This window comes from Allobosea sp. P2_A10 (assembly GCF_056405115.1).
Window position 1 is genome coordinate 76,742 of sequence record NZ_JBFUCS010000009.1, and the last position, 25,526, is coordinate 102,267.

The window sequence follows — 25,526 nt, forward strand, 5'->3', positions numbered from 1 at the left end:
TTAGCGTCCGACGAGGTCGAACCACCCGGCCTCGTCGATGACCTCGACGCCATGCTTGGCGGCGTCCTTGAGCTTAGACCCCGCTCCGGGCCCGGCGACCAGCAGGTCGGTTTTCGAGGAGACCGAGCCGGCGACTTTCGCGCCGAGCCGTTCGGCCATCGCCTTGGCCTCGTCGCGCGTCATCTGTTCCAAGGCCCCGGTGAAAACGACGGTCTTGCCGGCGACCGGGCTGACCGAGGCGACCGCCTCCAGCGGCTGCGGCGTCACCTGCGTCAGCAGCCGGTCGAGTAGTTCCTCGTTATGGGCCTCGGCGAAAAACTGCATCAGCGCCTCGACTACGGTCGGCCCGACACCGTCGATCGCATCAAGCTCCTGCCTCTCGGCCGAGCTTTCGTCCGCTGCGGCAATGCTCGCCGCGCGCAGGGCTTCAAAAGAGCCATAATGCCGCGCCAGCAGGCGTGCATTGGTCTCGCCGATATGGCGGATGCCGAGCCCGAAGATAAAGCGGTTGAGCGGTGGGGTTCGCCTGTCTTCGATCGCGGCGAACAGCTTCGCCACGCTCTGCGCCCCAAAACCCTCCTTGTCCTTGAGCTTCTTCAGATTGGCCCCGTCGCGCGCAGCCAGCGTGAAGATGTCTGCCGGCTCCTTCACCGGCAAATCGGGGTCGGCGTGAAAGAACTCGATCTGCTTGTCCCCCAGCCCGTCGATGTCGAGCGCGTCGCGCGCGACGAAATGCTTCAGCCGCTCGACGGCCTGCGCCGGGCAGATCAACCCGCCGGTGCAGCGCCTTATCGCGTCCTCCTTGCCGGAGCGTGGATTGAGTTCGCGCGTCGCATGGCTGCCGCAGGCCGGGCAGAGCGTCGGGAAAACATAAGGCTGTGAATCGACTGGCCGCTTCGCGAGATCGACGGATTGCACGCGCGGAATCACGTCGCCGGCCCGCTTCACCGTGACCGTGTCGCCTTCGCGGATGTCGGAACCATCCCTGATGGGCAGCCCCTTCGAATCGAAGCCGCGGATATAGTCCTCATTGTGCAGCGTCGCATTGGTGACGACGACGCCGCCGACCGTGACCGGGCGAAGCCGCGCGACGGGCGACAGCGCACCCGTTCGCCCAACCTGTATCTCGATCTTCTCCAGCACCGTCGTCGCCAGTTCGGCCGGGAATTTATGCGCGATGGCCCAGCGCGGCGCGCGCGAGACGAAACCCAGCCGCGCCTGAAGACCGAGATCGTCGACCTTGTAGACCACGCCGTCGATATCGTAGCCGAGCGTCGCGCGCTGGCTTTCTATCAGGCGGTAATGCGCCAGAAGCTCCTCGACGCTTTCGCAGCGGACCATCAGCGGGTTGGTGCGGAAACCCCAGCGCTTGAACGCCTGAACCACGCCCGATTGCGTCTGCGCCGGCAGCACCGGCATCTCGCCCCAGGCATAGGCGAAGAAGCGCAGCGGCCGCGCCGCCGTGATCGAGACGTCGAGCTGGCGCAGCGAACCCGCCGCCGCGTTGCGCGGATTGGCGAATTCGGGCAGCCCCTTCTCACGCTGGCGCTCGTTGATACCTGCGAAATCGTCATGGCGCAGATAGACCTCGCCGCGCACCTCGGCGACCTCGGGCACGTCGTCGCCTGCGAGTTCATGCGGGATTTCGGAGATGGTGCGGGCGTTCGCCGTGACATCCTCGCCCTCCTCGCCATCGCCGCGCGTCGCGGCATGGACGAGCGCGCCCTTCTCGTAGCGCAGCGAAAGCGAGAGCCCGTCGATCTTGGGTTCGGCCGTGAAGGCGATGCCCTCCTCCGGCTTGCGGCCGAGGAAACTCCTGACGCGCCGGGCGAAATCGGCGACATCCTCGTCGGAAAACGCATTGCCGAGCGAGAGCATCGGCACGCGGTGCCGGATCTTGGCGAATTTAGAGGATGGCTTCGCGCCGACCTTGTCGGTGACGGCATCCGCCTCCTTCAGCGCGGGGAACGCCTCCTCGATCGCAACCAGCCGGCGGCGCTTCGCGTCATAAGTCGCATCGTCCAGGATCGGCGCGTCGTCCTGGTGATAGGCGAGATCCGCCTGCGCGATCTCGGCGGCGAGCACGGTATGCTCCGCCCTGGCCTTGCGCGGCGTCAACTTGTCTATGGAGGTGTCGTCGGTCTCGCTCATGCGGATTTATTAGGCGAGATGGCCGTGACGAGAAAGGGCAGGAGCATGCCTGCGTTCACCGCCGCGTCTCATTTTCGTGTTTGGCCGGCATGCGACAAAACGCCGTTTCGCGCGTATAGTATCCAGGCTGGGAATTGGAAGCTCGACGCCTCAAGGCCGTTGACCCAAGGATCGCGTCAACTGCGCAGGGCGAACCGGGCCGCAACCGGGAGATACGCCATGGCAAACGTCGACGGCATCATGAGCAATGCCGGCCTGCATAACGCCGCCACGCAGGCCACGCCGAGCATACGCACCATCACCACCCACGACCTTCGCGACGCGCTCAGGCTCGGCTGGGAGGACTTCAAGGCCAAGCCGAGCCATCTCGTCTTCATCGCGCTGATCTATCCGGTCGTGGGCGTGCTGCTGGCTCAGCTGACGGTGACCTTCAACATCTTCCCTCTGCTGTTCCCGCTGCTCGGCGGCTTCGCGCTGCTCGGGCCCTTCGCCGCGATCGGTCTCTACGAGATCAGCCGACGGCGTGAGCGCGGCATGGACACGTCCTGGGGCCATGCCTTCGCCGTGCTCAGATCGCGCTCGATCGGCCAGATCGCGCTGCTCGGCGGCATGCTGACCGGCCTGTTCGTCGTCTGGCTGTTTTCGGCCTGGTTCATCTATCGCGGCCTGCTTGGCCTCGACGCCAACGTCTCGACGCCGGACTTCCTGCGCGCCGTGCTGACGACCTTCGACGGCTGGGTGATGATCGTGGTCGGCAACTCGGTCGGCCTGCTCTTCGCCATCGCCGCCTTCGCGATCTCGGTGGTCTCCTTCCCGCTGATCATCGACCGGCATGTCGACGCGGCGACAGCGATCAAGACCTCGGTGGCGGCCGTGGAGGCCAACCCGCGCGTCATGATGATCTGGGGCCTGATGGTCACTGGGCTGCTGGTGCTCGGCTGCCTGCCGCTGCTGGTCGGCCTCGTCGTGGTCATGCCGGTGCTCGGCCACGCGACCTGGCATCTCTACCGCAAGATCGTCCAATGACGGGCGGGCGCGAATAAATACGTCGCACCGAAAAAATCTTCGGCGCCTTTGAACCTGATCGCTGTCTCCCGCGACCAATCGGCATGGGGCTGCATGAGGCAGCCCCTCAACCGAACCCAAGGGAGATCGATCATGTCCATCCGCACCACAGTCGCCGGCATCGCCACGGCCTTCGTTCTCGGCGCCGGCGCCCTGCTCGGCGGCTCGCTCGCCACCTCGACCTCGGCTGAAGCCGCGCCCGGCTGGCATGGCGGCCACGGCCATCATGGCCATTTCGGCCACGGTTTTCGGCATCCCGGCCGTCATTTCGGCCATCGCGGCTGGGGCTATCGCTCGGCCTATTCGGGCTTCTATGGCGGCTGCTACACGGTCCTGCGCACCCGCTTCGTGCCTGGCCTCGGCTATGTCGAGCGCCCGGTCAGCCGCTGCCGCTGAACGGCGTCTCACACTTCGCAACGGGGCCGGAGCGATCCGGCCCCTTCAATGCTGGTCGATATGGACCTCGCGCAGCAGGCCGCGCCGCACCAGCCCGATCGCGGCGAGAACCGGCAGCGAGGCCAGGAGGCCGATTGCGCTGAGCTTGCCCCACAGGGTCTCGTCCTCGGTGATCAGCGTCGCGATATAGGCTGGCAGGGTGAAGTTCGACGGCGTCTGCACGAAGAGCAGCGCGAACAGGAACTCGTTCCAGCTCATGATCGCCACGAAGACGGCGGTCGCGACGAGGCCGGGCATCAGCAGCGGCACGACGATGTCGATCATGCGCTTGAGGAAGCCGGCCCCGTCCATCATCGCGGCCTCCTCGAAGGCGACCGGTACGTCGCGCACGAAGCCCAGCAGCATCCAGATCGCGAAGGGCAGCGCGTAGATCTGGTTGACCAGGACGAGCCCAGCCAGCGTGTCGATCAGGCCGAGCGCGCGCAGCGACTGGTAGAGCGGGATCGCCAGCGCGATCGGCGGCGCGAGCTTGATCACCAGCACGAAGCCGAGAAAGACGAGATCGAGCTTGCGGGGCAGCGACAGCCGCACGAGCGCATAAGCCGCGGGCAAAGCCGCCGCCAGCGCCAACACGACCGTGCCGATCGCGACCACGATGCTGTTGACGCCAAGCCGCCACGCGCCGGTCTGCAGCAGTCCGCGATAATGCTCCAGCGTCGGCGCGTGCGGCCACAGCGCCGTCGAGGTCGAGACATATTCGAGCGGCGGCTTGAACGAGGTCGCAATCATCCAGAGCAGCGGAATCAGCGAGACGAACGCGATGGCGCAGGCGGCGGCGACGCGGATCATCGCCCGGCCCCGCGCAGCATCGCGGCGGCATAGACCAGCGCGAGTCCGCCCGCGACGACGATCATCACCACGGCGGCGGCCGAGGCCATGCCGATATCGAAGAAACGGAAACCCTGCCGGTAGACGAAGAGCGAGACCGTCTCCGTCGCGTTGCCCGGTCCGCCGCCAGTCATCGCATAAACCTTGTCGAACAGCTTGAAGCTGTCGACGCAACGCAGCAGCGCCGCGATGAAGAGATAGGGCGCCAACAGCGGCAGCGTCATGTCGCGAAAGCGACGCCACGGCCCTGCCCCGTCGATCCGCGCCGCCTCGTAGACATCGCGCGGGATCAGCCTGAGGCCAGCCAGGATCAGCAGGAAGCAGAAGGGCGCGCTCTGCCAGACATCGACCAGCACGATCGACCACAGCGCCAGCCCCGGGTCGAACAGCCATGCCACCGGCGTGAGGCCAAGCGAGCGCAGCACATTGTTGAGATAGCCGAGATCGAAATGGAACCACGCTCGCCAGATCGCGGTCACGACCATGGTCGAGAGCACGAAGGGCGCGAGCAACAGCGTCATCACGAGGCCGCGCCCGGCAAACGCGCGGTCGAGCAGCAAAGCGAGACCCAGCCCGACCGCTACCTCGATGGCGGTCGAAGCAAGCGTGAACACGATGGTGTTGACGATCGCCTGCCTGAAGAAGCGGTCGCCGGCGAGATCGTAAAAGTTTTCCAGCCCGACGAAGGTCGCGCCGGCAAAGCCGTAATCGGTCGCAAAGAAGGCGAGCGCCAGCGTCCGGCCCAGCGGGTAGAAAGTCAGCCCCGCCAGCAGCAGGAAGGCCGGCGCGAGCAGGAGCCAGGGCAACAGGCGGCGATGCGCGATCATGGGCACGTCAGCAGTCTAGCTCGATCCATCCCAACTCACGCCGTCATCCCGGACGCAGCGAAGCGGAGATCCGGGATCCATCATGAAGCGCCGTCGAGCCTTATGATGGATCCCGGGTCAAGCCCGGGATGACGGGGTGGTTCTCGTGTGAAAACCCGAAACCAGCGTCAAGACAGAGCCGTTCAGCGCGCCAGCGCCCGCGCGATCTGCGCATTCGCCTCGGTCAGCGCCTGCTGCGGCTGCATCTGGCCGATCAGGGCGAGCTGGAGATAGTCGCCGAGGATCGTTTCGACTCGGGCCCATTGCGAGATGCGCGGGCGGGCCTGGGCGAGGTTCAGCGCCTCGAGCTGGGCCGGATACCAGCGATATTTCGCCACCAGATCCTTGTCGGTGAAGAGCGAGACCAGCGTCGGCGGATTGCCGGTCTCCAGCGCGATCAGCTTCTGGCTCTCGGGGCTCGTCACGAAGCGGATGAAATCGGCGGCGCGCGCCTTGTTGGGCGAATCCGCCGGGATCGCCAGCAGCCAGGCGCCCAGCATCGGCGCAGGACCCTTGACCTCGCCGGGCGAAGCGACGACCTCGACCTGGCCCGCAACCTTCGAGACCTTGCCGTCATCGAGCGAGCCGGCCCAGGACGACCACATCTCGACGGCGATGGCGGCGCGGCCCTGATGCACGGCATCGCGCAGTTCGGTCGCGTTGTAGGTTTCGACGCCCTTGGGCGCGAGCGCCTTGAACGACAGGAACTGCGTCAGCGCCTTCAGCGATTCCGGCGTGTCGAGGACGGCCTTGCCGGCGTCGTCGACGACCTGCCCGCCATTCGCCCACAGCACCGGCAGGAACGAGGTGACGATCGGGTTGCCCTTCAGGCCGCGGAAGACGAGGCCGGAGACGCCCTCCTCCTTCGCCTGGATCGTCTGCGCGGCCTTGAGCACGTCGCTCCAGGTCTTAGGCCGGTCGAAGCCGTATTTGGCGAGAAGGTCCTTGCGGTAGGCGAACATCGCGATGTTGCCGACGAAGGGCGCGGCATAGAGCTTGCCGCTGCCGACCGGAAAGCGCGACACGTCGATCGCCGATTTGACGAAGGTGCCGGGCAGGCCGCCGACCGTATCGAGATCGGTCAGCCAGCCGCGCGACATGAACTCGGGCGCCCAGATATCGTCGAGCATGGCGACATCGGTCGCAGCCGTCTTCTCGCGCGCGCCGATGGCGAGGCGCTCATAAAGCGGGCCGCCGGGGAGTTCGAGACGCTCGATCTTAACGCCCGGATTCTTGGCCTGGTAGAGCTCGACCATCTTCGCCAGCGCGGGCGCGAAACCCGCATCGCGGCCGGCGATGACGAGCCGGTCCTGCGCGAGCGCCGGCATGGCGCAGGCGACGAGCAACAGCGCGGCGCAAGCCGCCTTCCTGACGATGTTCATTGGACGTTTCCCCGATTTTTGCCGAGCGTAGGCCCGGCGCGCATCGGGGGCAAGTGAAGTGGCTGTGCGACAGCCACGCGACGGTTTGGGAACTTTTGCCGGCAAGCGCGGTTCGACAAGGGTCGCGCCAGCCGTGACGCACCACTCATACGGGCCGCCGCGCCCGTTTTCAGCCCGGGGGCATTGCCATGAACAACATCATTTACATCGTCGGTTTGATCGTCGTCGTTCTCGCCATCCTGTCCTTCCTCGGCTTGCGCTGAGGTAAACGACAAGACGGCGCGGGTGACGCGTCACCACCAACACGCACCCGAAGACAAGCCGCGCTGGTGTCAGCGCGGCTTCTTGCTTTTGAACGGCTTGCCGGCGCCAAAGGGCTTGCCGGCGGGTCGGCCGCCATCGCCATCGCTCTTGCCGGCATGGGGCTTGCCGGCGAAGCCGGGTTTACCGCCGGAATAGGGCTTGGCGCCGCCCGGCTTGCCGGCAGGAGGCTTGGGGCCGGAACGGAACGAGACGTTCGGGTCTGAATAATCAGGCCGGTCGCTACGGACGGGATCATACGGCTTGGCGTCGAACGTCTTGGCCGCGCCGAACGGCTTGCTCTTGCCCTCATAGGGCTTCTTCTTGCCTTCATAGGGCTTGGCGTCCGGCCGAGCGCCCTCATAGGCCTTCTTCTCGTACGGCTTCTTCTCGTAAGCCTTCTTTTCGTAGGGCTTCTTCTCATAGGTCCGGGCCGCCGGTCGCTCGTCGTCGCGACGTTCGGGGCGCGCATGGGCGGCCGGCGCATGGCTCGCCTTCTCGGCGAAGGGCTTGGCCGGGCGGCGCTCGTCCTCGCCGGTCACCGGCTCGATCACGATCTTGTCGCGGTCGACCGCCTTGGCCAGTTCGTAGAAGCGCTCGGCGACATCGGCGTCGATCTCGACCTTGGTCTCCTTGTCGAAGATGCGGATCGCGCCGACCTCGTCGCGCGTGATCTTGCCGCGACGGCACAGCATCGGCAGAAGCTGGCGCGGATCGGCGCCGTCCTTGCGGCCGATGTTGAGCCGGAACCAGACGGTGTCGCCTCGCGGACCGGACTTGTTGCGCGGCGCATCCGAACGCGGGCTGTCCTCACGATTCTCGCCGAAACGCGCGCCCTCGCGAGGCGCATAGTCCTCGCGCGGGCGCACGGGGCGGCGCTCGTCGCGGCCGAAATTCGGATCGCCGACCTCTTCGGCCGACGGCAGGCGCGAGCGGTAGACCCGCACCAGCGCAGCCGCGATCTCGTTTGCCGAACGACCGGCGAGCAGCGCCTCGACCATCGCGGCGTCTTCCTCGCCCGGTTCGCCGGTCAGGATTGGGTCCGACAGCAGACGCTCCTGGTCGAGCACGCGGATTTCGTCCTGCGTCGGCGGCCCGGCCCATACGACTTCGACCTTGGCCTCGGCGATCAGCATCTCGGCCTTGCGGCGGCGCGAGACCGGCACCAGCAGCACGCTCGTACCCTTGTTGCCGGCGCGGCCGGTGCGGCCCGAGCGATGCTGCATCACCTCGGGGTCGTTGGGCAGTTCGGCATGGATGACCAACGTCAGGCCGGGCAGATCGATGCCGCGCGCGGCGACGTCGGTGGCGACGCAGACGCGCGCCCGGCCGTCGCGCAGCGCCTGCAGCGCCGAATTGCGCTCGCTCTGCGAGAGCTCGCCCGAGAGCGCCACGGCCTGGAAGCCGCGCTCCAGCAGGATCGCCTCGAGATGGCGCACCGAGTTGCGCGTGTTGCAGAACACCAGCGAACACGGCGAATCGTGGAACCGCAGCAGGTTGACGACGGCGAGCTCGGCTTCCTTCGGGTAGACCCGGATGGCGCGGTATTCGATGTCGGCATGGCCGCGCGAGCCGCCAGCCACGGCGATGCGCAGCGCATCGTTCTGATAGCTCGCCGCGAGCTGGATGATCGCTTTGGGCAGTGTCGCCGAGAACAGCAGGCTGCGCTTCTCGGCCGGCGTCGTCTTCAGGATGAATTCGAGATCGTCGCGAAAGCCGAGATCGAGCATCTCGTCGGCCTCGTCGAGCACGACGGCTTTCAGCGCCGAAACATCGAGGCGATTGCGTTCGATATGGTCGCGCAGGCGGCCGGGCGTGCCGACGACGATATGGGCGCCCTCGTCGAGGAGTGCGGCCTCACGGCGCGGGTCCATGCCGCCGACGCAGGAGATCACGCGGGCGTTGGCGTGCTTGTAGAGCCAGCCGAGCTCGCGCTGGACCTGGAGAGCGAGTTCGCGCGTCGGCGCGATGATCAGCGCCAGCGGCTTGCCCGCGCGCCCGAAGACTTCGGCCTCTCCGAGGAGGGTCGTGGCGATGGCGAGCCCGTAGGCGACGGTCTTGCCGGAGCCGGTCTGCGATGAGACCAGCAGGTCGCGGCCAGCGGCGGCGTCCTCCAGCACGGCGTTCTGCACCGGCGTCGGATCGGAATAATTGCGTTCGGCGAGCGCCCGCGCCAGCGGCGCACTCGTGGGAAGAAAGGACATGGAGGCTCTAGCCTAGGGGTTAAGGCGCTGGACGGAAGACGGCGCAGGAATTCGGGCGATGAGCGACGCGGCGAAAAACGCAAAGCCTGTCCGCAGCCATCGGTTGAACAGGGCTCATAGAGCAGATGGCGGCAAAAGGAAACCGGCGCCTCGCCACTGCGCAAGCGAGCGGCCCTGTCTGCGCGGCAAGCCCTTGACGACTCGCATCTCGGCGCGCGATGCCGCGCCCCTCGAACGGAGCGGCGGATATGCGGATATCGATTTTGGCCTGGCTGATGGCGACGACCATCGCCGCAGGCGCCCAGGATGGCGCGCAGACGATCACCATCGCCGAGGTCAGGACTCACAAGGCCGAGATGGCCGGCATGTTCATCCGCATCGAGAACGTCACCATCTCCGGCTTTTCCCAGCGAAACGGCGGTCTGGCGAGCGATGCGACCGGTGGCGCGCGCATCGACGATATCGGCATGCCGCCCCGTACGATCACGCATCTGGAGCGTCATTGCGGCCAGGCACGCCCCGCTCAGTCTCCAGCCTTGTGCAGGGGCACGCTGGAATTCACGCTTGCGGGCCATGAGACGGCGCGCAGCGGCTTCACCATCAGCGACGCCGAATTCATCCCGCAGAACTGAAAACGCATGGCGACCTCGGCATCCGCCGGCATTGTCATGGCGCTGCGCCCGGTGCCTTGATCCTCTCAGGCGTCGCTCAGGGAGAGTTTCGGATGGACCAGCAGATGCGCCGCTTCGGCCTCTACGACGTATCGATCCTGCGCGACGGCTTCTTCGAGACGTCCTCGGATGTGCTGACCCATACGGTCGGCGAGGCCGCGCGCGAAGACGCGCTGGCGCGATGGGGCAAGCCGACGATCGGCATCGAGGTGAATTGCTTCCTGCTCAGGGGGCCGGATGGAATCACGCTCGTCGATGCCGGAACAGGCGCCTCATGGGGCGACGCCTTCGGCCATGCCCGCACAGCGCTTGTCGCGGCAGGGGTCCAACCGGAACAGATCGACCGCGTCCTGATCACGCATCTCCATGGCGACCATGCGCTTGGCTTGTTCGACGGCGAGAAGCCCTATTTTCCGAAGGCCGAGATTGTCGTTCCCAAGATCGACCTCGCTTATTTCACCGACGAGGCGAAGCGTGCTGCGGCGCCGAAAGCCCGACAGGGCGGTTTCAACATCGCCGCAAACCTGCAGCGCCTCTATGGCGGCCGGATCCGCACGGTCGGGCAAGGCGAGGTTCTGCCGGGCGTCGAGGCACTGCTGCTGCCCGGCCATACCCATGGCCATAGCGGCTACCTGATCGAAGACGCCGCGCACAGCCTGCTGCTCTGGGGCGACGTCCTGCATCTCATGGACTTGCAGGCGACCGATCCCGATGTCGGGCTCACCTTCGATCTCGACGGCGAAACGGCGGCGCGCACGCGCCACGCCACACTCGAGCGCGCCGCGCGCGAAGGCTGGATCGTTTCGGGCGGACATATCGAAGGCTTCAGGACCGTCCGGCGCAGCGCAGACGGCTACGAACTCCTGTCGAGCTGAAACCTGCTCAGCCCCGCGCAACCGCCGCTTCCAGCAACCGCCCGGCCGCCGCGCGCGCCTCTGCGGTGATCGACGCCCCCGCCAGCATGCGGGCGATCTCCTCGCGCCGGGCCTGATCCTCCAGCGCCATGACGCGGGTCACGGTGCGCGAGGCGGCATCGCCCTCCAGTGCCGATTTGGCGATCAGGAAGTGCTGGCCGGCTTTGGCCGCGACCTGCGGCGCATGCGTCACCGAGATCACCTGCACACGCTGGGCGAGCCGCGCCAGCCGCTCGCCGATCGCGTCGGCGACCGCGCCGCCGACCCCGGTGTCGATCTCGTCGAAAACCAGCGTCGGGGCCGAGCCGCGCTCGGCCAGAACGACCTTCAGCGCCAGCATGAAGCGCGAGAGCTCGCCGCCGGACGCAACCTTCATCATCGGGCCCGGCCGCGTGCCGGGATTGGTCTCGACCCAGAACTCGACGCGGTCGAAGCCCTCGGGCCCGCGCGCCGCCTCGTCGCAGTCGATCTGGGTGATGAAGCGGGCACGCTCCAGCTTCAGCGGCGGCAGCTCAGCCTTGACGGCTCCGTCGAGCCGCGCCGCCGCCTGCTTGCGCGCGGCCGACAGCGCCCGCGCCTGCGCCACAAAAACCCCCTCGGCCTGCCTGAGCTCGGCCTCAAGCTTGGCAAGCGAGGTCTCGCTCTCGTCGAGCGCGGCGAGATCGGCCGCCATACTGTCAGCCAGGACCGACAGGCCATCGACCGGAACATCGTATTTCCGCGCCGCGCCGCGCAGCGCGAACAGCCGCTCCTCGACACGCTCCTGCTCGCGCGGATCGTATTCGGCGGCGCGCATCGCGGCGGCCAGCGCCTCGCCCGCCTCCTCCAGCGCGACGATTGCGGTGTTGAGCGCAGCCGACGAAGGATCGACCAGCGCCGGAGCCTGCGTCGCGCGCCGCTCCAGCCGCCGCAGCACCGCCGCCAGCGCCGGCACGGGCGAAGCCTGACCACCAACCGCCTCATAGGCGTCGATCAGGTCGCGCGCGACCTTCTCGGCCTGCATCATGCCTTGCCGGGTCGCGGCGAGCCTGTCTTCCTCGCCGGCTTGCGGCGCGAGCTTGCCGAGTTCATCGACCGCATGGCGCAGGAAATCGGCCTCCTTGCGCGCGGCCTCGACACGGATGCGCTGCGCCTGCAAGGCCTGCCGCGCGCGCTTGAGCGTCTCGCTGGCTGCACTTACGCCCTGCGCCTGCTCTTCCAGCCCGCCGAAGATGTCGAGGATCAGGCGGTGCTGGGCCGGGTCGGTCAGGGCGCGGTCGTCATGCTGGCCATGGATCTCGACGATCGCCGCGCCGATCATCTTAAGGATCTGGACGCTGACCGGCTGGTCGTTGACGAAGGCACGCGTGCGTCCGTCGGCATATTGGACACGGCGCAGGATCAGATCGCCGTCGGTGTCGATTTCCTGCGCCCGCGCGAGGCGTCTGGCGGCATGGTCCATCGGCAGGTCGAAGACCGCGCTGACCTGCCCCTGCGTCTCGCCATGGCGGACGAGGGAGCCGTCGCCGCGCCCGCCCAGCGCCAGCGCGAAAGCGTCGAGCACGATCGACTTGCCCGCGCCGGTCTCTCCGGTGAGCACGCTCAGACCATCGCACAGTGCCAGATCGAGCCGGTCGATCAGGACGATGTCGCGTATCGAGAGCTGCGCCAGCATGGCTTTTAGCGCAGGCTCAAAGAGCGGGGCATGCGCGGGCCACCTTCATGCCGGACCTAGAACGGGTTCAGGCTGACCACGGTGCGCGAAAAGCCCTGGAAGATGCGGCTGATATAGGAGCCGCGATCCTCGCGCGGCGCGAGCCCGCCGCTTTCGAGCAGCACATAGGAATCCTTGTACCACGGGCTGTCGGGGAAGTTGTGTCCGAGCACGGCCGCGGCAGTCTGCGCCTCGTTGGTGATGCCCAGCGCCATATAGGCCTCGGTCAGGCGCATCAGCGCCTCCTCGACATGGCGCGTGGTCTGGTACTTGGTGATGACGTCGCGGAAGCGGTTCACCGCGCCAGTGTAGTTGCGCTTCTCCAGATAGAACCGGCCGACATTCATCTCCTTGCCGGCGAGCTGGTCGCGCGCGACCAGAATCTTCTCACGGGCGTCGACGACATATTCCGACTTCGGATATTTCTGGAGCAGTTCGTCCATCGCCGCGATCGCCTTTTCGGTGCGCTCCTGGTCGCGCGTCGAATCGGGGATCTGGTTGAAGTAGGACATGCCCATCAGATACTGCGCATAGGCTGCGTCGGGGCTCGCCGGGTTCTGCGCGATGAAGCGCTTCGAAGCGGTGATCGCCTCTTCCCATTTGCTCGCCTGGTAGTTGGTGTAGGCGGCCAGGATCAGGCCCTTCTTGGCATAGGGCGAAAACGGCGACTGCTTGTCGATCTGGTCGAACTTCTTCGACGCGCCTTCGCTGTCGCCGTTCTGCAGCCGCGCCAGACCCTCGTTGTAGAGCCGGTCGGCCGGCACCTCGGCGACGATCTCGGGCTTGTAGACCTCGGGCTTGTCGAACGGGTTCATGCTGGAGAGCGTGTCGCAGCCGCCCAGAAGCAGCGCGACGCCCAGCGCAAGGAACGCGCCCTTGCGCATCGATCCGGCGCGATGAAGTGTCGGAATGGTCTGCCGCATGACGCTCACGTCGTCCGTCCTCTTGTCATCGTCCCCACGCAAGGGGAAGCATGCCTTACCTCAGACGCGCCCTGCGCGCCACCGCCGAAAGCAGACCATCCTGCCCGTCGAGGGCCATGCGTCCAGACCGCCGGACGGCGTCACCAATGCGATATCATCGCAGGCGATCCGATTCCAGCATCCTGCATTCGACATAAAGCGGGCAAATGGAAGGCACGAACTGGCCTTCAGGCATCTCGCCGACGCGGTGAAGCCTTTCGGCCTCAGTGCAGGTCGGGCGCGAAGGCCGCCGGCGCGGCGGCGCCCATCTGGACGGCGCGCGGCGCGGCATAGACCGGCTGCGCCTCGACGATCGCGTAATTGGCGCGATCGGCGAAGAGGGCTTCCAGAATGCGGACATTCAGGCGATGGCCGCCGCAATAGGAGCGGAACTCTCCCTGGATCGGATAACCGGCCAGCGCGAGATCGCCGATCGCGTCGAGCACCTTGTGGCGCACGAACTCGTCGGCATAGCGCAGGCCTTCGGGGTTGATCACCTTGTCGTCGCCGATCGCGACCGTGTTGTCGAGCGAGGCGCCGAGCGCAAAGCCCGCTTTCCAGAGCTGCTCGACATCGCGCATGAAGCCGAAGGTGCGGGCGCGCGAAATCTCGCGGGCATAGGCGGTCGGCTCGAGATCGAAGACCTTGCGCTGGCGGCCGATCACCGTGGTGTCGAAATCGATCTCGACATCGAGTCGGAAGCCCTCCTCCGACGGAACCAGTTCGGCGAAGGCGCGGCCATTCTCGACACGCACAGGGCGCAGCACCTTGAGATAACGCCGGGCGGCCGACAATGTCACGACGCCGGTCGCTTCGATGGCGGCCACGAATTCGGCGGCGCTGCCATCCATGATCGGCATTTCCGGCCCATCGATCTCGACGAGCACATTGTCGATACCAAGACCGGCGCAGGCCGACATCAAATGCTCGATCGTCGCGACCGAGGCGGAACTCGTATCGCCGATAACAGTGCAGAGTTCGGTGGCGCTGACCTTGGTGTGCTTGGCATGGATCAGCTGGTCGGGCGCATCGGCGAGGCCCTTGCGCAGGAAGACGATGCCGGAATTCACACTGGAAGGCTTGAGGCAGATGCTGGCCGGGGTTCCGGAGTGGACGCCGATGCCGGTCAGGGTCACAGGCGCGCGCAGTGTCGTCTGCCGATCGAAATTCATTCCGGTATCCAATCCTGATCGCGATGGATCGTGTCGAAGCCTTAAGATCAGGCCTGTCGACCGCTTACCGCCCGCGATGCCTCTGAAGTTCGGTGCGGGACTGATCCGCCCCCAACGTTCCCGTTAGTGCAGCTGCAACATAAGCCCTTGGGACTCGGTCACAAAATCACGGTTTCTTACGCTGTGTTACAGGTCGAGAAAGCCAGAGAATACTGAGTATCACGTTGATAAATATGGTTTTTTAAAAATGAACAAGGCCCGCCGCGCTGATGCGCGGTGGGCCTTGTCACAGAGTGCGGACAGATGCCGTGGCGTCAGTTCGACTGACGCCGCAGGAAAGCCGGGATCTCGAGATGATCCTCCTCGCTGGCGCGATTCGGCGCCGCGCGACCATGCTGGTCGAGCTGCCCCTGAGCCGGGCGCGCGGCGGGCTGCGCCGGGCGGCGCATATACTCGGCATGGGCGGCGCTGGGCGCGGGCGCGGCGGCGGGAGCCGGCGGGGCCTGGCGAACGGGAGCCTGCGGCTCATGCATCTCCTCGTCCTTGCGGCCGAAGCCGACGGAGGCGAGACGCTGCATCAGCGACATGCGCTTCTGGTCGACAGCATTGGGCGGCAGCGGCGCGTTTTGCGCGCCGCGCTGGGCCGCGATCTGGTTCTGCGCCGGGACGGGCAGATCCTCGATCCGGGGCATGCGGGTCGGACGGATCAGGGCGCGCTCGGGCATCGGCGCGATGAAGCTGCTTTCCGGAACCGGAGCGAGCTCGGCCGCTATCATCGGCTCGGGCGCAGGCGCAACCATCACCGGGCGCGGCTGCACCGGCGCGATGTGGATGTCCTCGGACACCGCGATCGGAGCAACCGGCGCGGCCGGACGCATCGTCTCGATCGAGGGCGTCATCCGGGCCTCCATCACGGGCTCGGGCTGGGCCGGAGCGAAGGAGCGCGCCGGCGCGGTGTTGCGCAGCCGGGCCTCGGCCTTCAGCCGCTCCGCGACCTGGGCGATGCGGGCCTCGGTCTCGTCCATCTCGGCCTGGGTGGTCTGCGGCTTGTCGATGCCGGTCGCGACGACGGAGACGCGAACCGTGCCTTCAAGCGATTCGTCGAAGGTCGCGCCGACGATGATGTTGGCCTCGGAATCGACCTCCTCGCGGATGCGGGTGGCGGCCTCATCGACCTCGTAGAGCTTCATGTCGCGCCCGCCGGTGATCGAGATCAGCAGACCGCGCGCGCCCTTCATCGAAACGTCGTCGAGCAGCGGGTTGTTGATCGCAGCCTGGGCTGCCGCAAGCGCGCGCTTCTCGCCCTGCGCCTCGCCGGTGCCCATCATCGCCTTGCCCATGCCGCGCATCACGGCGCGGACGTCGGCGAAGTCGAGGTTGATCAGGCCCGGACGGACCATCAGGTCGGTGATGCAGGCGACGCCGGAATAGAGCACCTGGTCGGCCATGCCGAAGGCGTCGGCGAAGCCGGTCGTCTCGTTGGCGACGCGGAACAGGTTCTGGTTCGGGATCACGATCAGCGTGTCGACCGCCTCGTTGAGCTCACCGATGCCGGCTTCCGCCATGCGCATGCGGCGATGGCCCTCGAACTGGAACGGCTTGGTGACGACGCCGACGGTCAGGATGCCCATGTCGCGGGCGACGCGGGCGATGGCGGGAGCAGCACCCGTGCCGGTGCCGCCGCCCATGCCGGCGGTGATGAAGACCATGTGCGCGCCGGCGAGATGATCGCGGATCTCGTCGATGACCTCTTCCGCGGCCGCGCGGCCGACTTCCGGCTGCGAGCCGGCGCCGAGACCTTCGGTGACCTGCAGGCCCATCTGGATGATGCGCGAGGCGCGGGACAGCGCCAACGCCTGCGCGTCAGTGTTGGCGACGACGAAATCGACGCCGTCGAGACCGGCCTCGATCATGTTGTTGACCGCATTGCCGCCGGCGCCGCCGACGCCGAACACCGTGATCCGGGGCTTGAGTTCCCGGATGTCCGGGGCTTGCAGATTCATCGCCATGGTTGCCTCTTTTGATGCTTGTCCGGCGCCTGGCGGGAGCCGTCCCGATTGCTACGATTTGACCCTTGGTGCGGCAGAAGAACGCCCGCGCACCCGTACCCGTTAGAAACTTTCCTTCAGCCACCGCCCGACGCGGGAGAAATACCCGTCCGTTCCGGTGGCGAAATACGCTCCGTTGGCGCGCGGCTCGAAATGCTCGACATGCGCGACCTGCGGATAGACCAGAAGCCCGACGGCGGCCGCGAAGGCCGGCCCCTTGCCAGCCTCCGGCAGACCCTTGATGCCGAGCGGCCGGCCGGTGCGGATCTGGCCGCCGAGGATGCGGCGCGCCGCCTCCGGCAGGCCAGTGAGCTGGCAGGCGCCGCCGGTCAGCACGACGCGGCGTCCGGCCTGGGCCGAGAAGCCGGCATTGGCCAGGCGGTCGCGCACAAGTTCGAGGATTTCCTCGACGCGCGGCTTGATGATCCGCACGAGATGCGACTTGGCGAGGTGGTTTGGCGTGTCACGCTCGTCGTCGTCGACCTGCGGCACGGAGATCATATCGCGTTCGTCCGAAGAGCTCGAGATCGCGGAGCCGTGCAGCGTCTTCAGCCGTTCGGCGGCGGAAACCCGCGTCGAGAGCCCGCGCGCCACGTCCATGGTGATGTGGTTGCCGCCGACCGCGATCGCGTCGGCATGCATGAGATGTCCGCCAGAGAAGACGCCAAGGCTGGTCGTGCCGCCGCCCATGTCGACCACGACGACGCCCATCTCGGCCTCGTCGTCGACCAGAACGGACAGTCCCGCCGCATAGGGCGTCGCGACCACCGCCTCGACCTCAAGATGGCAGCGCTCGACCGCGAGCATGACATTGCGCGCAGCCGAAGCCTCGCTGGCGACGACATGCATATCGACCGAGAGTTTTGCGCCGATAAGACCGCGCGGATCGAGCACGCCAGGCGAGCCGTCGAGCGCGTAGCCGGTGGGCAGCGCATGCAGCACCGCCTTGCCGGGCTTGATCGCGTGGGTCGCGGCAGCCGCGAGCACGCGCTTGACATCGCTGTCGCCGACCGCGCCGGCGCGCAGGTCGACGCCGGCGGCATAATGCTGGGATCCGAGACGCCCGCCGGTCAGGTTGACGATGACCGACTGGACCTCGACCTTGGCCATGCGCTCAGCGGCATCAACGGCCGCGCGAATGGCTTTCTCGGCGCTTTCCAGATCGATGATGGCGCCGCCCTTGAGGCCGAGCGAGCGCTGATGTCCGATGCCGATGATGCGCGCGACATGGGTCCGGCCGCGCAGCCGCTCATTGGCTTCCGCCGGGTTCAGTTCCGCGATCAGGCAGACGACCTTGCTGGTGCCGATATCCAGAATCGACAGGGTCGCGCTCTTGCGCGACGAGAGCGGACGCATCCTGGGAGTGAGGCCCTGGGAGGTGAGGTTCATGCCTCGCCGCCCTTCTTCTTGGCCTTGCTCTTGAGCTGGTCGGCACGGGCGCTGGCGCCCTCCTCCGTCAGCCGCATCACGACGCGGTCGGGCTGGCGCAGATCGATCGCCAGGATGTCCTTGTCGAGCAGATGGAAATCGGCTTCGAGGCCGGCCAGGCGCTTGACGGCGTCGGCAGGCTGCGTTTCGGGCAGGCGCACATCGATTCCGTTGTCGAGCTTCAGGGTCCAGCGCCGCCCGGCGATCAGGGTCGCGGCCCGGATGCGCGGCGCCAGCGCGCCGGCCTGCACCCGCATCGCGACATAGTCGCGGGCCCGAAGATTGGCGTCGGGGCCGACGACGAGCGGCAGATGCGCGAAGCGCCCGTCATCCATCTTGTCGATCACCGTTCCATCGGCTGCGATCACGAAGAGTTCGCCCTTGACCTGCCAGAGGGCATAGGGCTCGCGCTCGGAGAGTGTGATCGAGACCTCGCCGGGATAGAGCTTGCGAACGGTCGCCTCGCGAATCAGCGGCGTCGCCTCCAGCCGCTTGCGGGCCTGGTCGGCGTCGAAGAAGGCGAGCGACATCTTGGGGTCGATGCCGGCAGCGACCAGCACCTCGACCTCGGAAAGTTCGGCGATGCCCGAGATCGTCACCCGGTCGATGCCGAGCCCGACGAGGCGCGCCAGCATGTGATGCGGTTCGCCGTAATTGTTGCGCAAATCCTCGACATGACCGCCCAGAACGCTGCCGGCGCCAACGGTCAGGGTCAGGAAGCTCAGGGCCAGGAAGGTGCCGACGCGACGAGGCAGACGCTGCGCCAGAGGCACTGCGACAGCGCTGCGACGCGAGCGACGCAGCCAGCGGCTCGACCGCTCTCCGACGAGGAGTTGCGGTCCGGCAGCTGGAATCGGCAGGCGGTTGGCGGCCACCGCCGCCACCGTCTTTACCGATCGAGGGAGGCGTCCTCCACCATCCATGTGACGAGCTCACCGAAGTTCATGCCCGCGTGGGCAGCCAATTCGGGCACCAGACTGGTCTCGGTCATGCCGGGTTGCGTGTTGACCTCCAGCCAGACGAGAGTTTCAGTCTCGTCGTCGTATCGGAAGTCAGACCTGCTAACGCCCCGGCACCCGATTGCTTGATGCGCCGTTAACGAACACTCTTCGATCTGCTGGTAAATATTTGGTAAAATTTGCGCCGGGCAGATGTGGATCGATCCGCCTTTCGTGTATTTCGCGTCGTAGTCGTAGAACTCGCCGGTCGAGGCGCGGATCTCCGTCACGCCCAGCGATTTGTCGCCCATGATCGCGCAGGTCAGCTCCCTGCCGGCGACGAAGCTTTCCGCCATCAGCATCTCGCCGCAGGGCCAGTCGGCGCGGGCGATCTCCTGCGGCGGATGTTCGCGCCCCTTCTTGACGATCACGACGCCAACTGAAGAGCCCTCGTCGATCGGCTTGAGAACGTAAGGCGGAGGCAGGACGTGGCGCTTGGCCGCCTCGAAGCGCGAGACGTTGACGCCGTAGGCGACAGGCACGCCTGCCGCGGCGACGACGGTCTTCGCGCGGTCTTTGCGGATGGCCAGCGCCGAGGCCAGCACGCCCGAATGGGTATAGGGCAGCCCAAGAATTTCGAGCATGCCCTGAATCGTGCCGTCTTCGCCGAAGCGCCCGTGCAGGGCGTTGAACACGACATCGGGCCGCAGCCCTGCGAGCACCTGGGCGATGTCGCGCTGCACATCGACGCGCGTGACCCTGAAGCCGACGCTCTCCAGCGCCTGCGCACAACCGGCGCCGGTATTGAGGCTGACCTCGCGCTCGACGGACCAGCCGCCCATCAGCACTGCGACATGTTTGCTCATGCGGGTCCCCGAAACGCGCGATGCGCCGACCCTCGGGCAAGGGTGGTTAACGGCGCGTTAAGGAGTTGGCGAAAAGGCGGTGCGCTAAGGACGCCAGGCGCAATTGCCTCAACATCCGGAATCCTGTATATACGACTTGATGGAAATCGTTTGGGACGAGTGGAAGCGAAAGGCGAACTTCCTGAAACATGGCCTCGATTTCGCCGTGTTGGACCCGGAATTCTTCGCAAGCGCCTATATCGGCCCAGCCAAGCATGGTCGGCTACGGGCCGTCGGCGAGATTGACGGTGTCGTGACCGTCATTTTCGTTCGGCTCGGCACTGAAGGCCTTTAGGTTATCAGTATGCGCCCCGCTTCGCAGAAGGAAATGAGGCTGCTTGATGCCTAAGCTGCTCAGAGAGTTCGAACCCGGCCACGGTTTCTCGAAAGAGGATTGGGACGAGGTGTCCGACAATCCGGAACTTACCGATGCGGAAATCGCCAGCCTTCGTCCAATGAAGGAGGCTCTTCCCGATCTATACGCTGCCCTGCAGGAAGAAATCCGCAAGCGCGGCCCGGCCAAGACGAAGGAAGCGATTTCGATCCGGCTCGACATCGACCTCGTCAAGAAATTGCGCGCCTCGGGACCAGGCTGGCAGTCGCGCGTCAACGACGCGCTGCGGGAGTGGGTCGATAAATCGGCGGCCTGAAGCTCTAGGCCGCCACGCCGATCCGCTTGATTTCCCAATGCAGCTCGAAGCCCGAGTTTTCCTTCACCCGCCGGCGCACCTCCTCGCCGAGGCCTTCGACATCGGCCGCCGTCGCGCCGCCGGTGTTGATCAGGAAGTTGCAGTGCATTTCCGAGACCTGCGCGCCACCCAGCCGTAAACCTCGGCAGCCGGCGGCGTCGATCAGCTGCCAGGCCTTGCCTCCCGGCGGATTCTTGAAGGTCGAGCCGCCGGTGCGTTCCTTGATCGGCTGGGCCGCCTCGCGCGCCGCCGTGACGCGGTCCATCTCGGCCTGGATCGCGGCCCTGTCGCCCGGCCTTCCCTGAAACAGCGCGGAGGTGAAGATGATCTCATGCGTCGCGGTGGCGCTGTTGCGATAGGTGAAGCCCATCTCGGCATGGGAGAGCGTCACGATCTCTCCCTTGCGCGTGACGCCGCGCGCTTCGATCAGGACGTCGGTGGTTTCTCCGCCATGCGCGCCGGCGTTCATGCGCAGCGCTCCGCCGATGCAGCCGGGGATGCCGCGATAGAAGGCGAGCCCGTCGAGCGAGGCATCGGCCGCAGCGCGCGCGACCTTCACGTCGGGCACGGCGGTTCCAGAGCGAAGCCTGTCGTCCGCCTCGATCGCGATCTCGCCGAACGCCTTGCCGCCGAGCCTGATCACGATGCCCGGAATCCCGCCGTCGCGCACGATCAGGTTCGAGCCGAGCCCGACCACGGTCACCGGCATCTCCGCCGGCAGGCTTGCCAGCAGCAGAGCGAGATCGTCCTCGTCGGCGGGCGTGAACAGGACCTGCGCCGGCCCGCCGACGCGAAACCAGGTCAGGCCGGCCATCTCTTGGTTGGCGAGCAGGCGGCCGCGAAGCGCTGGCGCACCAGCGCGGAGAGCGGGTGTGATGTCAGGGAAGGTCATGGCGCTATCCGCGTGTTTCCTTCTCCCCTCGGGGGAGACGGTGGCCCCGCGAAGCGGGGTCGGATGAGGGAAGACCGGGTGAGCGGCATCGATGAGCGTCGGAGCATCGGAGCATCGGCGCGGCCCTCATCCGTCACGGCTTCGCCGTGCCACCTTCTCCCCCAAGGGGAGAAGGATCAACCTCCCAGAGCCGCCAGTTCGCCCGGCAGCGCATAGGCCCATTGCGTGATGTTGCCCGCTCCCAGGAACACGACGTAGTCTCCCGGTCCCGCAAGCTCCGCCACAATGCCGGCGAGTTGTTCGGGGTTTTCCAGCGGCAGCGCATGGCGGTGGCCGCGCGCCTTGATGCCGGAGACGAGCGATTCGCGGTCGGCGCCAGCGATCGGCGCTTCGCCCGCCGCATAGGTCTGCGCCACGATCACCGTGTCGGCGTCGTTGAAGCAGGCGGCGAAATCGTCGAACAGGCTCGAAAGCCGCGTGTAGCGATGCGGCTGCACGATCGCGATGACCTTGCCCTTGGTCGAGGCGCGCGCCGCCTTGAGCACCGCGGCGATCTCGACCGGGTGGTGGCCGTAATCGTCGAAGATCAGCGCGCCGTTCCACTCGCCGGTCTTGGTGAAGCGGCGCTTGACGCCGCCGAAACCCGCCAGCGCCGCCCGTATCTCAGGCACTGGAATGCCGAGATCATAGGCGACGGCGATCGCCGCCGTTGCGTTGAGCGCATTGTGATGGCCCGGCATCGGCATGATCAGGTCGCGCACGACCTCGTCGCGGCCGCGTTTGCGGTCGCGGATCAGCAGCGTGAACTTCGCCTGCCCGCCGGCGAGGTCGATGTCGATCAGCCGGAAATCGGCCTGCGGATTTTCGCCATAAGTGATGACCCGGCGGTCCTCGATCTGCCCGACCAGCCCCTGCACGGTCGGATGATCGATGCACATCACTGCAAAACCATAGAAGGGCAGGTTCTCGACGAACGTCCGGAAAGCCGCCTTGATCGCATCGAAGGTGCCGAAATGGTCGAGATGCTCGGGATCGATATTGGTGACGATAGCCACGTCGGCCGGAAGCTTCAGGAAGGTGCCGTCCGATTCGTCGGCCTCGACCACCATCCAGTCGCTCTCGCCCATGCGGGCATTGGTGCCGTAGGCGTTGATGATGCCGCCATTGATCACGGTCGGATCGAGCCCGCCCTTCTCCAGCAGCGTCGCGACCAGCGAGGTCGTCGTCGTCTTGCCATGGGTGCCGGCGATGGCGATGCAGCTCTTGAGGCGCATCAGTTCGGCCAGCATCTCGGCCCGGCGCACCACCGGCAGGCGCTGCTCGCGCGCGGCAATCAGCTCGGGATTGTCGCGCTTGATCGCGGTCGAAACCACGACGACCTCGGCTTCCCCGATGTTCTCCGCCTTGTGACCGACGAAGGTTTTGATGCCCTTATCGGCAAGGCGCTTGACGTTGGCGCCGTCGGCGGCGTCCGAGCCCTGCACCTGGTAGCCGAGATTGTGCAGCACCTCGGCGATGCCGGACATGCCGATGCCGCCGATGCCGACGAAATGGATGGAGCCGAGCTTCGGCGGCAGCTTCATGGCGGGATCGTCCTTGTCGGGCTGGTCAGAGGCCGGCGGTTTCGATGACGAGACGGGCGAGTCGCTCGGCCGCGTCGGGGATTCCGGCGCTCTTCGCGTTTGCCGCCATGGTCGTCAAGTGCGCCGGCTGGGCGAGCAATTGCGAGAGTTCCTGCGCCAGGCGGCGCGGCGTGAAGTCGGACTGCAGGATGCGGACCGCGCCGCCCACACCTTCGAGGAAGGCGGCGTTAGCCGCCTGGTCCTGGTCGAGCGCGCCTGGCAAAGGCACCAGGATGGACGGCCGGCCGATGACGCTCAGCTCCGCCACGGTCGAGGCACCCGAGCGCCCGATCACCAGTTGGGCCTTGGCCATGCGCGCCGGCAGATCCTTGAAGAACGGTGCGATCTCGGTCTTGAGCCCGAGCTTGCCATAGATGCCCTCGACCCGGTCGAAATCCTCGGCGCGCACCTGCTGGACGATGTGCAAACGCGCCCGCTCCTGCGGCGTCAGCAACTCGATCGCCGGCGGCACGATGTCGGCCATGATGCGCGCGCCCTGGCTGCCGCCGAAGACCAGCAGTTCGACCACCCCCTCGCCCGGCCAGTCATAGGGCGAGGTCGCCTCGATCACCGCCGGACGCACGGGATTGCCGACCTGACGGCATTTTGCCTTCGCGGCATCCGACAACCCGCCAACCTCGGCGAAGCCGGTCGCGATCACGCTCGCGCGGCCGGAGAGGAAGCGATTGGCCCGGCCGATGACGGCGTTCTGCTCATGGATCAGCGTCGGCACGCCGGCAAGCGACGCAGCCAGCACCGGCGGCACAGTGGGATAGCCGCCGAAGCCGACGACGAGCGCGGGCTTGAGTTGCCGGACGATGCGCCGCGCCGCCAGCACGCCCTTGGCCAGCGTCACGAGCGCGCCGGCCATCTTGATCGGCGAACGGCCGGACGGCGTCGCGGCGGGCACCGCATGCAGCGATTCGGCCGGGAAGCTGCCCGCGAACTCTGCGGCACGCTCGTCGGTGATCAGCGCGACGCGAACACCTTTCCCGCGCAGCGCATGGCTCAGCGCCTCGGCGGGGAAGAGGTGTCCACCAGTGCCGCCGGCGGCGAGAAGGACGAGCTTGCCCTGAGCCATCGTGGTCAGCGCCTGAATGCGCCGAGATCGTTGGCGCGCGGGCGCTTGCGCGTCAGGGCCAGCAGGAAGCCCGTGCCGATGGCGAGCGAGATCAGCGACGAGCCGCCATAGGAGATGAAGGGCAGCGTCATCCCCTTGGCCGGCATCATGTGCAGGTTGACCATCATGTTGATCGCTGCCTGGATGCCGAAGAGCAGCGCCAGCCCCGTGACCGCGAGCCGGATGAACGGATCCTCGGCCTTTTGGGCCACCATCAGCGAGCGCAGCACGATCAGCGCAAACAGCATGACGAGCGCGATGCAGACGATGATGCCGAACTCCTCGGCCGTGACCGCGAAGATGAAGTCGGTATGCGCGTCGGGAAGGATGCGCTTGACCGTGCCCTCGCCCGGCCCCTTGCCGAGCCAACCGCCCTGCGCGAAACTTTCGAGCGCGGTATCGACCTGGAAGGTGTCGCCCGAGCCCTTGTCCATGAAGCGCTCGATGCGGGCGCGCACATGCGGCACGAGCTGATAGGCGACGAGGATGCCGAAAGCCCCTGCCCCGCCCAGACCCAGCACCCAGAACCAGTGCAGCCCCGCGACGAAGAAGAGCCCGGCCCAGACCAGCGTGATCAGCATGGTCTGGCCGAAATCGGGCTGCAGCACGAGCGGAACGATCGTCAGCGGCAGGAGCAGGAACGCCATGATCGTGCCGGGAAGATCGGGCCGGCGCGTGCCCTCAGCGAAAGCCCAGGCGGCCAGCACGACGAAGGCGGGCTTGATGAATTCGGAAGGCTGCACCGAGCCGAGCGGCCCCATGGTGAGCCAGCGCCGCGCGCCCTTGACCTCGACGCCGAGATAAAGCGTCGCCACCACCATGGCGAGCGATACCGTGAACAGCAGCAGCGCCGAGCGCCTGACCATGCGCGGCGTCATGAACGAGACGCCGGTGAAGATCGTCAGCGCCACCAGCAGATAGGCGGCCTGCCGGTTGACGAAATGGAAGGTCGAGAGCCCAAGCCGCTCGGCGACGGGCGGCCCGCCCGCCATCAGCAGCACGACGCCCGACACCATCAGCGCGACCAGCGCGCCGAGGATGACGCGGTCGATCGACCACCACCAGCGGCCGCTGAGAGAGGGTTCGGCGCGTGAAACCATGCTGGACGTCCCATCGACAGCCGGCGCGGAACGACGCGCCTTCGTGGCGAATCACTCTGTCAATGAAGGGTTAACGGAATGATTCCGAAGCGCGGGTTTCAGCGCCCCGCAGGTTTTCGC

General features: G+C 66.7%; 21 protein-coding genes. 5 read left to right on the forward strand and 16 right to left on the reverse strand.

Annotated features, from left to right (window positions below; all coding sequences use genetic code 11):
* Positions 1-2,151: an NAD-dependent DNA ligase LigA gene (gene ligA / locus AC1DZY_RS14605; RefSeq protein WP_476820845.1), complete on the reverse strand. Its 2,151-nt coding sequence runs from the start codon at positions 2,149-2,151 to the stop codon at positions 1-3.
* A gap of 219 nt (positions 2,152-2,370) precedes the next feature.
* Here ligA and AC1DZY_RS14610 point away from each other — a divergent pair, with 219 nt between their 5' ends.
* A complete protein-coding gene (locus tag AC1DZY_RS14610) occupies positions 2,371-3,177 on the forward strand; it encodes a DUF2189 domain-containing protein (RefSeq protein ID WP_476820846.1) in 807 nt (268 codons plus the stop codon).
* A 132-nt stretch (positions 3,178-3,309) separates the two neighbouring features.
* On the forward strand, positions 3,310-3,612 hold the full coding sequence (locus AC1DZY_RS14615) for a hypothetical protein (protein WP_476820847.1): 303 nt from the start codon (positions 3,310-3,312) through the stop codon (positions 3,610-3,612).
* A 45-nt stretch (positions 3,613-3,657) separates the two neighbouring features.
* Here AC1DZY_RS14615 and AC1DZY_RS14620 read toward each other — a convergent pair whose 3' ends face one another.
* The 4 genes from AC1DZY_RS14620 to AC1DZY_RS14635 form a co-directional block, all read right to left on the reverse strand.
* Positions 3,658-4,461 carry a carbohydrate ABC transporter permease gene (locus AC1DZY_RS14620; protein ID WP_476820848.1) on the reverse strand — a complete coding sequence of 268 codons (804 nt, stop codon included), beginning with the start codon at positions 4,459-4,461 and terminating at the stop codon, positions 3,658-3,660.
* The gene (locus tag AC1DZY_RS14625) at positions 4,458-5,327 is read right to left on the reverse strand and encodes a carbohydrate ABC transporter permease (protein WP_476820849.1); all 870 of its coding nucleotides are present in this window, start codon (positions 5,325-5,327) and stop codon (positions 4,458-4,460) included. Before AC1DZY_RS14625 ends, AC1DZY_RS14620 begins: the two co-directional genes overlap by 4 nt.
* A gap of 182 nt (positions 5,328-5,509) precedes the next feature.
* Positions 5,510-6,748, reverse strand: a complete 1,239-nt coding sequence (locus AC1DZY_RS14630; protein WP_476820850.1) for an ABC transporter substrate-binding protein — start codon at positions 6,746-6,748, stop codon at positions 5,510-5,512.
* Between the two features lie 332 nt (positions 6,749-7,080).
* The gene (locus AC1DZY_RS14635) at positions 7,081-9,252 is read right to left on the reverse strand and encodes a DEAD/DEAH box helicase (protein WP_476820851.1); all 2,172 of its coding nucleotides are present in this window, start codon (positions 9,250-9,252) and stop codon (positions 7,081-7,083) included.
* Positions 9,253-9,500: 248 nt separating this feature from the next.
* Between AC1DZY_RS14635 and AC1DZY_RS14640 the strand changes: the two genes are divergently transcribed.
* Together AC1DZY_RS14640 and aidB are read left to right on the forward strand one after the other, a co-directional pair.
* Positions 9,501-9,884: a hypothetical protein gene (locus AC1DZY_RS14640; protein WP_476820852.1), complete on the forward strand. Its 384-nt coding sequence runs from the start codon at positions 9,501-9,503 to the stop codon at positions 9,882-9,884.
* A 92-nt stretch (positions 9,885-9,976) separates the two neighbouring features.
* The gene (aidB, locus tag AC1DZY_RS14645; RefSeq protein ID WP_476820853.1) at positions 9,977-10,798 is read left to right on the forward strand and encodes an AidB family quorum-quenching N-acyl homoserine lactonase; all 822 of its coding nucleotides are present in this window, start codon (positions 9,977-9,979) and stop codon (positions 10,796-10,798) included.
* Between the two features lie 7 nt (positions 10,799-10,805).
* Here the strand turns inward: aidB and recN are convergent, their stop codons facing one another.
* The 7 genes from recN to AC1DZY_RS14680 all read right to left on the reverse strand — a co-directional run bounded on the left by recN (position 10,806) and on the right by AC1DZY_RS14680 (position 19,944).
* A complete protein-coding gene (gene recN, locus AC1DZY_RS14650) occupies positions 10,806-12,491 on the reverse strand; it encodes a DNA repair protein RecN (RefSeq protein ID WP_476820854.1) in 1,686 nt (561 codons plus the stop codon).
* 56 nt (positions 12,492-12,547) lie between these two features.
* Positions 12,548-13,453 (reverse strand): outer membrane protein assembly factor BamD, encoded by a 906-nt coding sequence (locus AC1DZY_RS14655; RefSeq protein WP_476820957.1) that lies wholly within the window; start codon positions 13,451-13,453, stop codon positions 12,548-12,550.
* A gap of 263 nt (positions 13,454-13,716) precedes the next feature.
* Positions 13,717-14,664, reverse strand: coding sequence for a UDP-3-O-acyl-N-acetylglucosamine deacetylase (gene lpxC, locus AC1DZY_RS14660; RefSeq protein WP_476820855.1), 948 nt, complete (start codon positions 14,662-14,664; stop codon positions 13,717-13,719).
* 314 nt (positions 14,665-14,978) lie between these two features.
* Positions 14,979-16,673, reverse strand: coding sequence for a cell division protein FtsZ (ftsZ, locus tag AC1DZY_RS14665; RefSeq protein ID WP_476820856.1), 1,695 nt, complete (start codon positions 16,671-16,673; stop codon positions 14,979-14,981).
* Between the two features lie 102 nt (positions 16,674-16,775).
* Complete coding sequence (gene ftsA, locus AC1DZY_RS14670) at positions 16,776-18,101, reverse strand: cell division protein FtsA (RefSeq protein WP_476820857.1); 1,326 nt, start codon at positions 18,099-18,101, stop codon at positions 16,776-16,778.
* Positions 18,098-19,015, reverse strand: a complete 918-nt coding sequence (locus AC1DZY_RS14675; protein WP_476820858.1) for a cell division protein FtsQ/DivIB — start codon at positions 19,013-19,015, stop codon at positions 18,098-18,100. The genes ftsA and AC1DZY_RS14675 overlap by 4 nt, the downstream gene beginning before the upstream one ends.
* A 14-nt stretch (positions 19,016-19,029) precedes the next feature.
* Positions 19,030-19,944, reverse strand: coding sequence for a D-alanine--D-alanine ligase (locus AC1DZY_RS14680; RefSeq protein WP_476820859.1), 915 nt, complete (start codon positions 19,942-19,944; stop codon positions 19,030-19,032).
* A gap of 380 nt (positions 19,945-20,324) precedes the next feature.
* Between AC1DZY_RS14680 and AC1DZY_RS14685 the strand changes: the two genes are divergently transcribed.
* A complete protein-coding gene (locus AC1DZY_RS14685; RefSeq protein WP_476820860.1) occupies positions 20,325-20,633 on the forward strand; it encodes a BrnA antitoxin family protein in 309 nt (102 codons plus the stop codon).
* A gap of 4 nt (positions 20,634-20,637) precedes the next feature.
* Here AC1DZY_RS14685 and murB read toward each other — a convergent pair whose 3' ends face one another.
* The 4 genes from murB to AC1DZY_RS14705 all read right to left on the reverse strand — a co-directional run bounded on the left by murB (position 20,638) and on the right by AC1DZY_RS14705 (position 25,406).
* On the reverse strand, positions 20,638-21,564 hold the full coding sequence (murB, locus tag AC1DZY_RS14690; RefSeq protein ID WP_476820861.1) for a UDP-N-acetylmuramate dehydrogenase: 927 nt from the start codon (positions 21,562-21,564) through the stop codon (positions 20,638-20,640).
* Positions 21,565-21,740: 176 nt separating this feature from the next.
* Positions 21,741-23,147, reverse strand: coding sequence for a UDP-N-acetylmuramate--L-alanine ligase (murC, locus tag AC1DZY_RS14695; RefSeq protein WP_476820862.1), 1,407 nt, complete (start codon positions 23,145-23,147; stop codon positions 21,741-21,743).
* A gap of 25 nt (positions 23,148-23,172) precedes the next feature.
* The gene (gene murG / locus AC1DZY_RS14700) at positions 23,173-24,267 is read right to left on the reverse strand and encodes an undecaprenyldiphospho-muramoylpentapeptide beta-N-acetylglucosaminyltransferase (protein WP_476820863.1); all 1,095 of its coding nucleotides are present in this window, start codon (positions 24,265-24,267) and stop codon (positions 23,173-23,175) included.
* A gap of 5 nt (positions 24,268-24,272) precedes the next feature.
* Complete coding sequence (locus tag AC1DZY_RS14705) at positions 24,273-25,406, reverse strand: FtsW/RodA/SpoVE family cell cycle protein (protein WP_476820864.1); 1,134 nt, start codon at positions 25,404-25,406, stop codon at positions 24,273-24,275.
* Positions 25,407-25,526 lie beyond the last annotated feature (120 nt).

Excerpts from the sequence above, each read along its gene's own strand:
- AC1DZY_RS14640 (WP_476820852.1), top strand. The coding sequence starts at position 9,501 with ATGCGGATATCGATTTTGGCCTGGCTGATGGCGACGACCATCGCCGCA.
- AC1DZY_RS14685 (WP_476820860.1), top strand. The coding sequence starts at position 20,325 with ATGCCTAAGCTGCTCAGAGAGTTCGAACCCGGCCACGGTTTCTCGAAA.
- AC1DZY_RS14630 (WP_476820850.1), bottom strand. The coding sequence starts at position 6,748 with ATGAACATCGTCAGGAAGGCGGCTTGCGCCGCGCTGTTGCTCGTCGCC.
- AC1DZY_RS14625 (WP_476820849.1), bottom strand. The coding sequence starts at position 5,327 with ATGATCGCGCATCGCCGCCTGTTGCCCTGGCTCCTGCTCGCGCCGGCC.
- AC1DZY_RS14705 (WP_476820864.1), bottom strand. The coding sequence starts at position 25,406 with ATGGTTTCACGCGCCGAACCCTCTCTCAGCGGCCGCTGGTGGTGGTCG.
- AC1DZY_RS14620 (WP_476820848.1), bottom strand. The coding sequence starts at position 4,461 with ATGATCCGCGTCGCCGCCGCCTGCGCCATCGCGTTCGTCTCGCTGATT.
- ligA (WP_476820845.1), bottom strand. The coding sequence starts at position 2,151 with ATGAGCGAGACCGACGACACCTCCATAGACAAGTTGACGCCGCGCAAG.
- ftsA (WP_476820857.1), bottom strand. The coding sequence starts at position 18,101 with ATGAACCTCACCTCCCAGGGCCTCACTCCCAGGATGCGTCCGCTCTCG.
- murB (WP_476820861.1), bottom strand. The coding sequence starts at position 21,564 with ATGACCTTCCCTGACATCACACCCGCTCTCCGCGCTGGTGCGCCAGCG.
- lpxC (WP_476820855.1), bottom strand. The coding sequence starts at position 14,664 with ATGAATTTCGATCGGCAGACGACACTGCGCGCGCCTGTGACCCTGACC.
- AC1DZY_RS14655 (WP_476820957.1), bottom strand. The coding sequence starts at position 13,453 with ATGCGGCAGACCATTCCGACACTTCATCGCGCCGGATCGATGCGCAAG.
- AC1DZY_RS14635 (WP_476820851.1), bottom strand. The coding sequence starts at position 9,252 with ATGTCCTTTCTTCCCACGAGTGCGCCGCTGGCGCGGGCGCTCGCCGAA.
- AC1DZY_RS14610 (WP_476820846.1), top strand. The coding sequence starts at position 2,371 with ATGGCAAACGTCGACGGCATCATGAGCAATGCCGGCCTGCATAACGCC.
- aidB (WP_476820853.1), top strand. The coding sequence starts at position 9,977 with ATGGACCAGCAGATGCGCCGCTTCGGCCTCTACGACGTATCGATCCTG.
- AC1DZY_RS14615 (WP_476820847.1), top strand. The coding sequence starts at position 3,310 with ATGTCCATCCGCACCACAGTCGCCGGCATCGCCACGGCCTTCGTTCTC.
- murG (WP_476820863.1), bottom strand. The coding sequence starts at position 24,267 with ATGGCTCAGGGCAAGCTCGTCCTTCTCGCCGCCGGCGGCACTGGTGGA.
- AC1DZY_RS14680 (WP_476820859.1), bottom strand. The coding sequence starts at position 19,944 with ATGAGCAAACATGTCGCAGTGCTGATGGGCGGCTGGTCCGTCGAGCGC.
- recN (WP_476820854.1), bottom strand. The coding sequence starts at position 12,491 with ATGCTGGCGCAGCTCTCGATACGCGACATCGTCCTGATCGACCGGCTC.
- murC (WP_476820862.1), bottom strand. The coding sequence starts at position 23,147 with ATGAAGCTGCCGCCGAAGCTCGGCTCCATCCATTTCGTCGGCATCGGC.
- ftsZ (WP_476820856.1), bottom strand. The coding sequence starts at position 16,673 with ATGGCGATGAATCTGCAAGCCCCGGACATCCGGGAACTCAAGCCCCGG.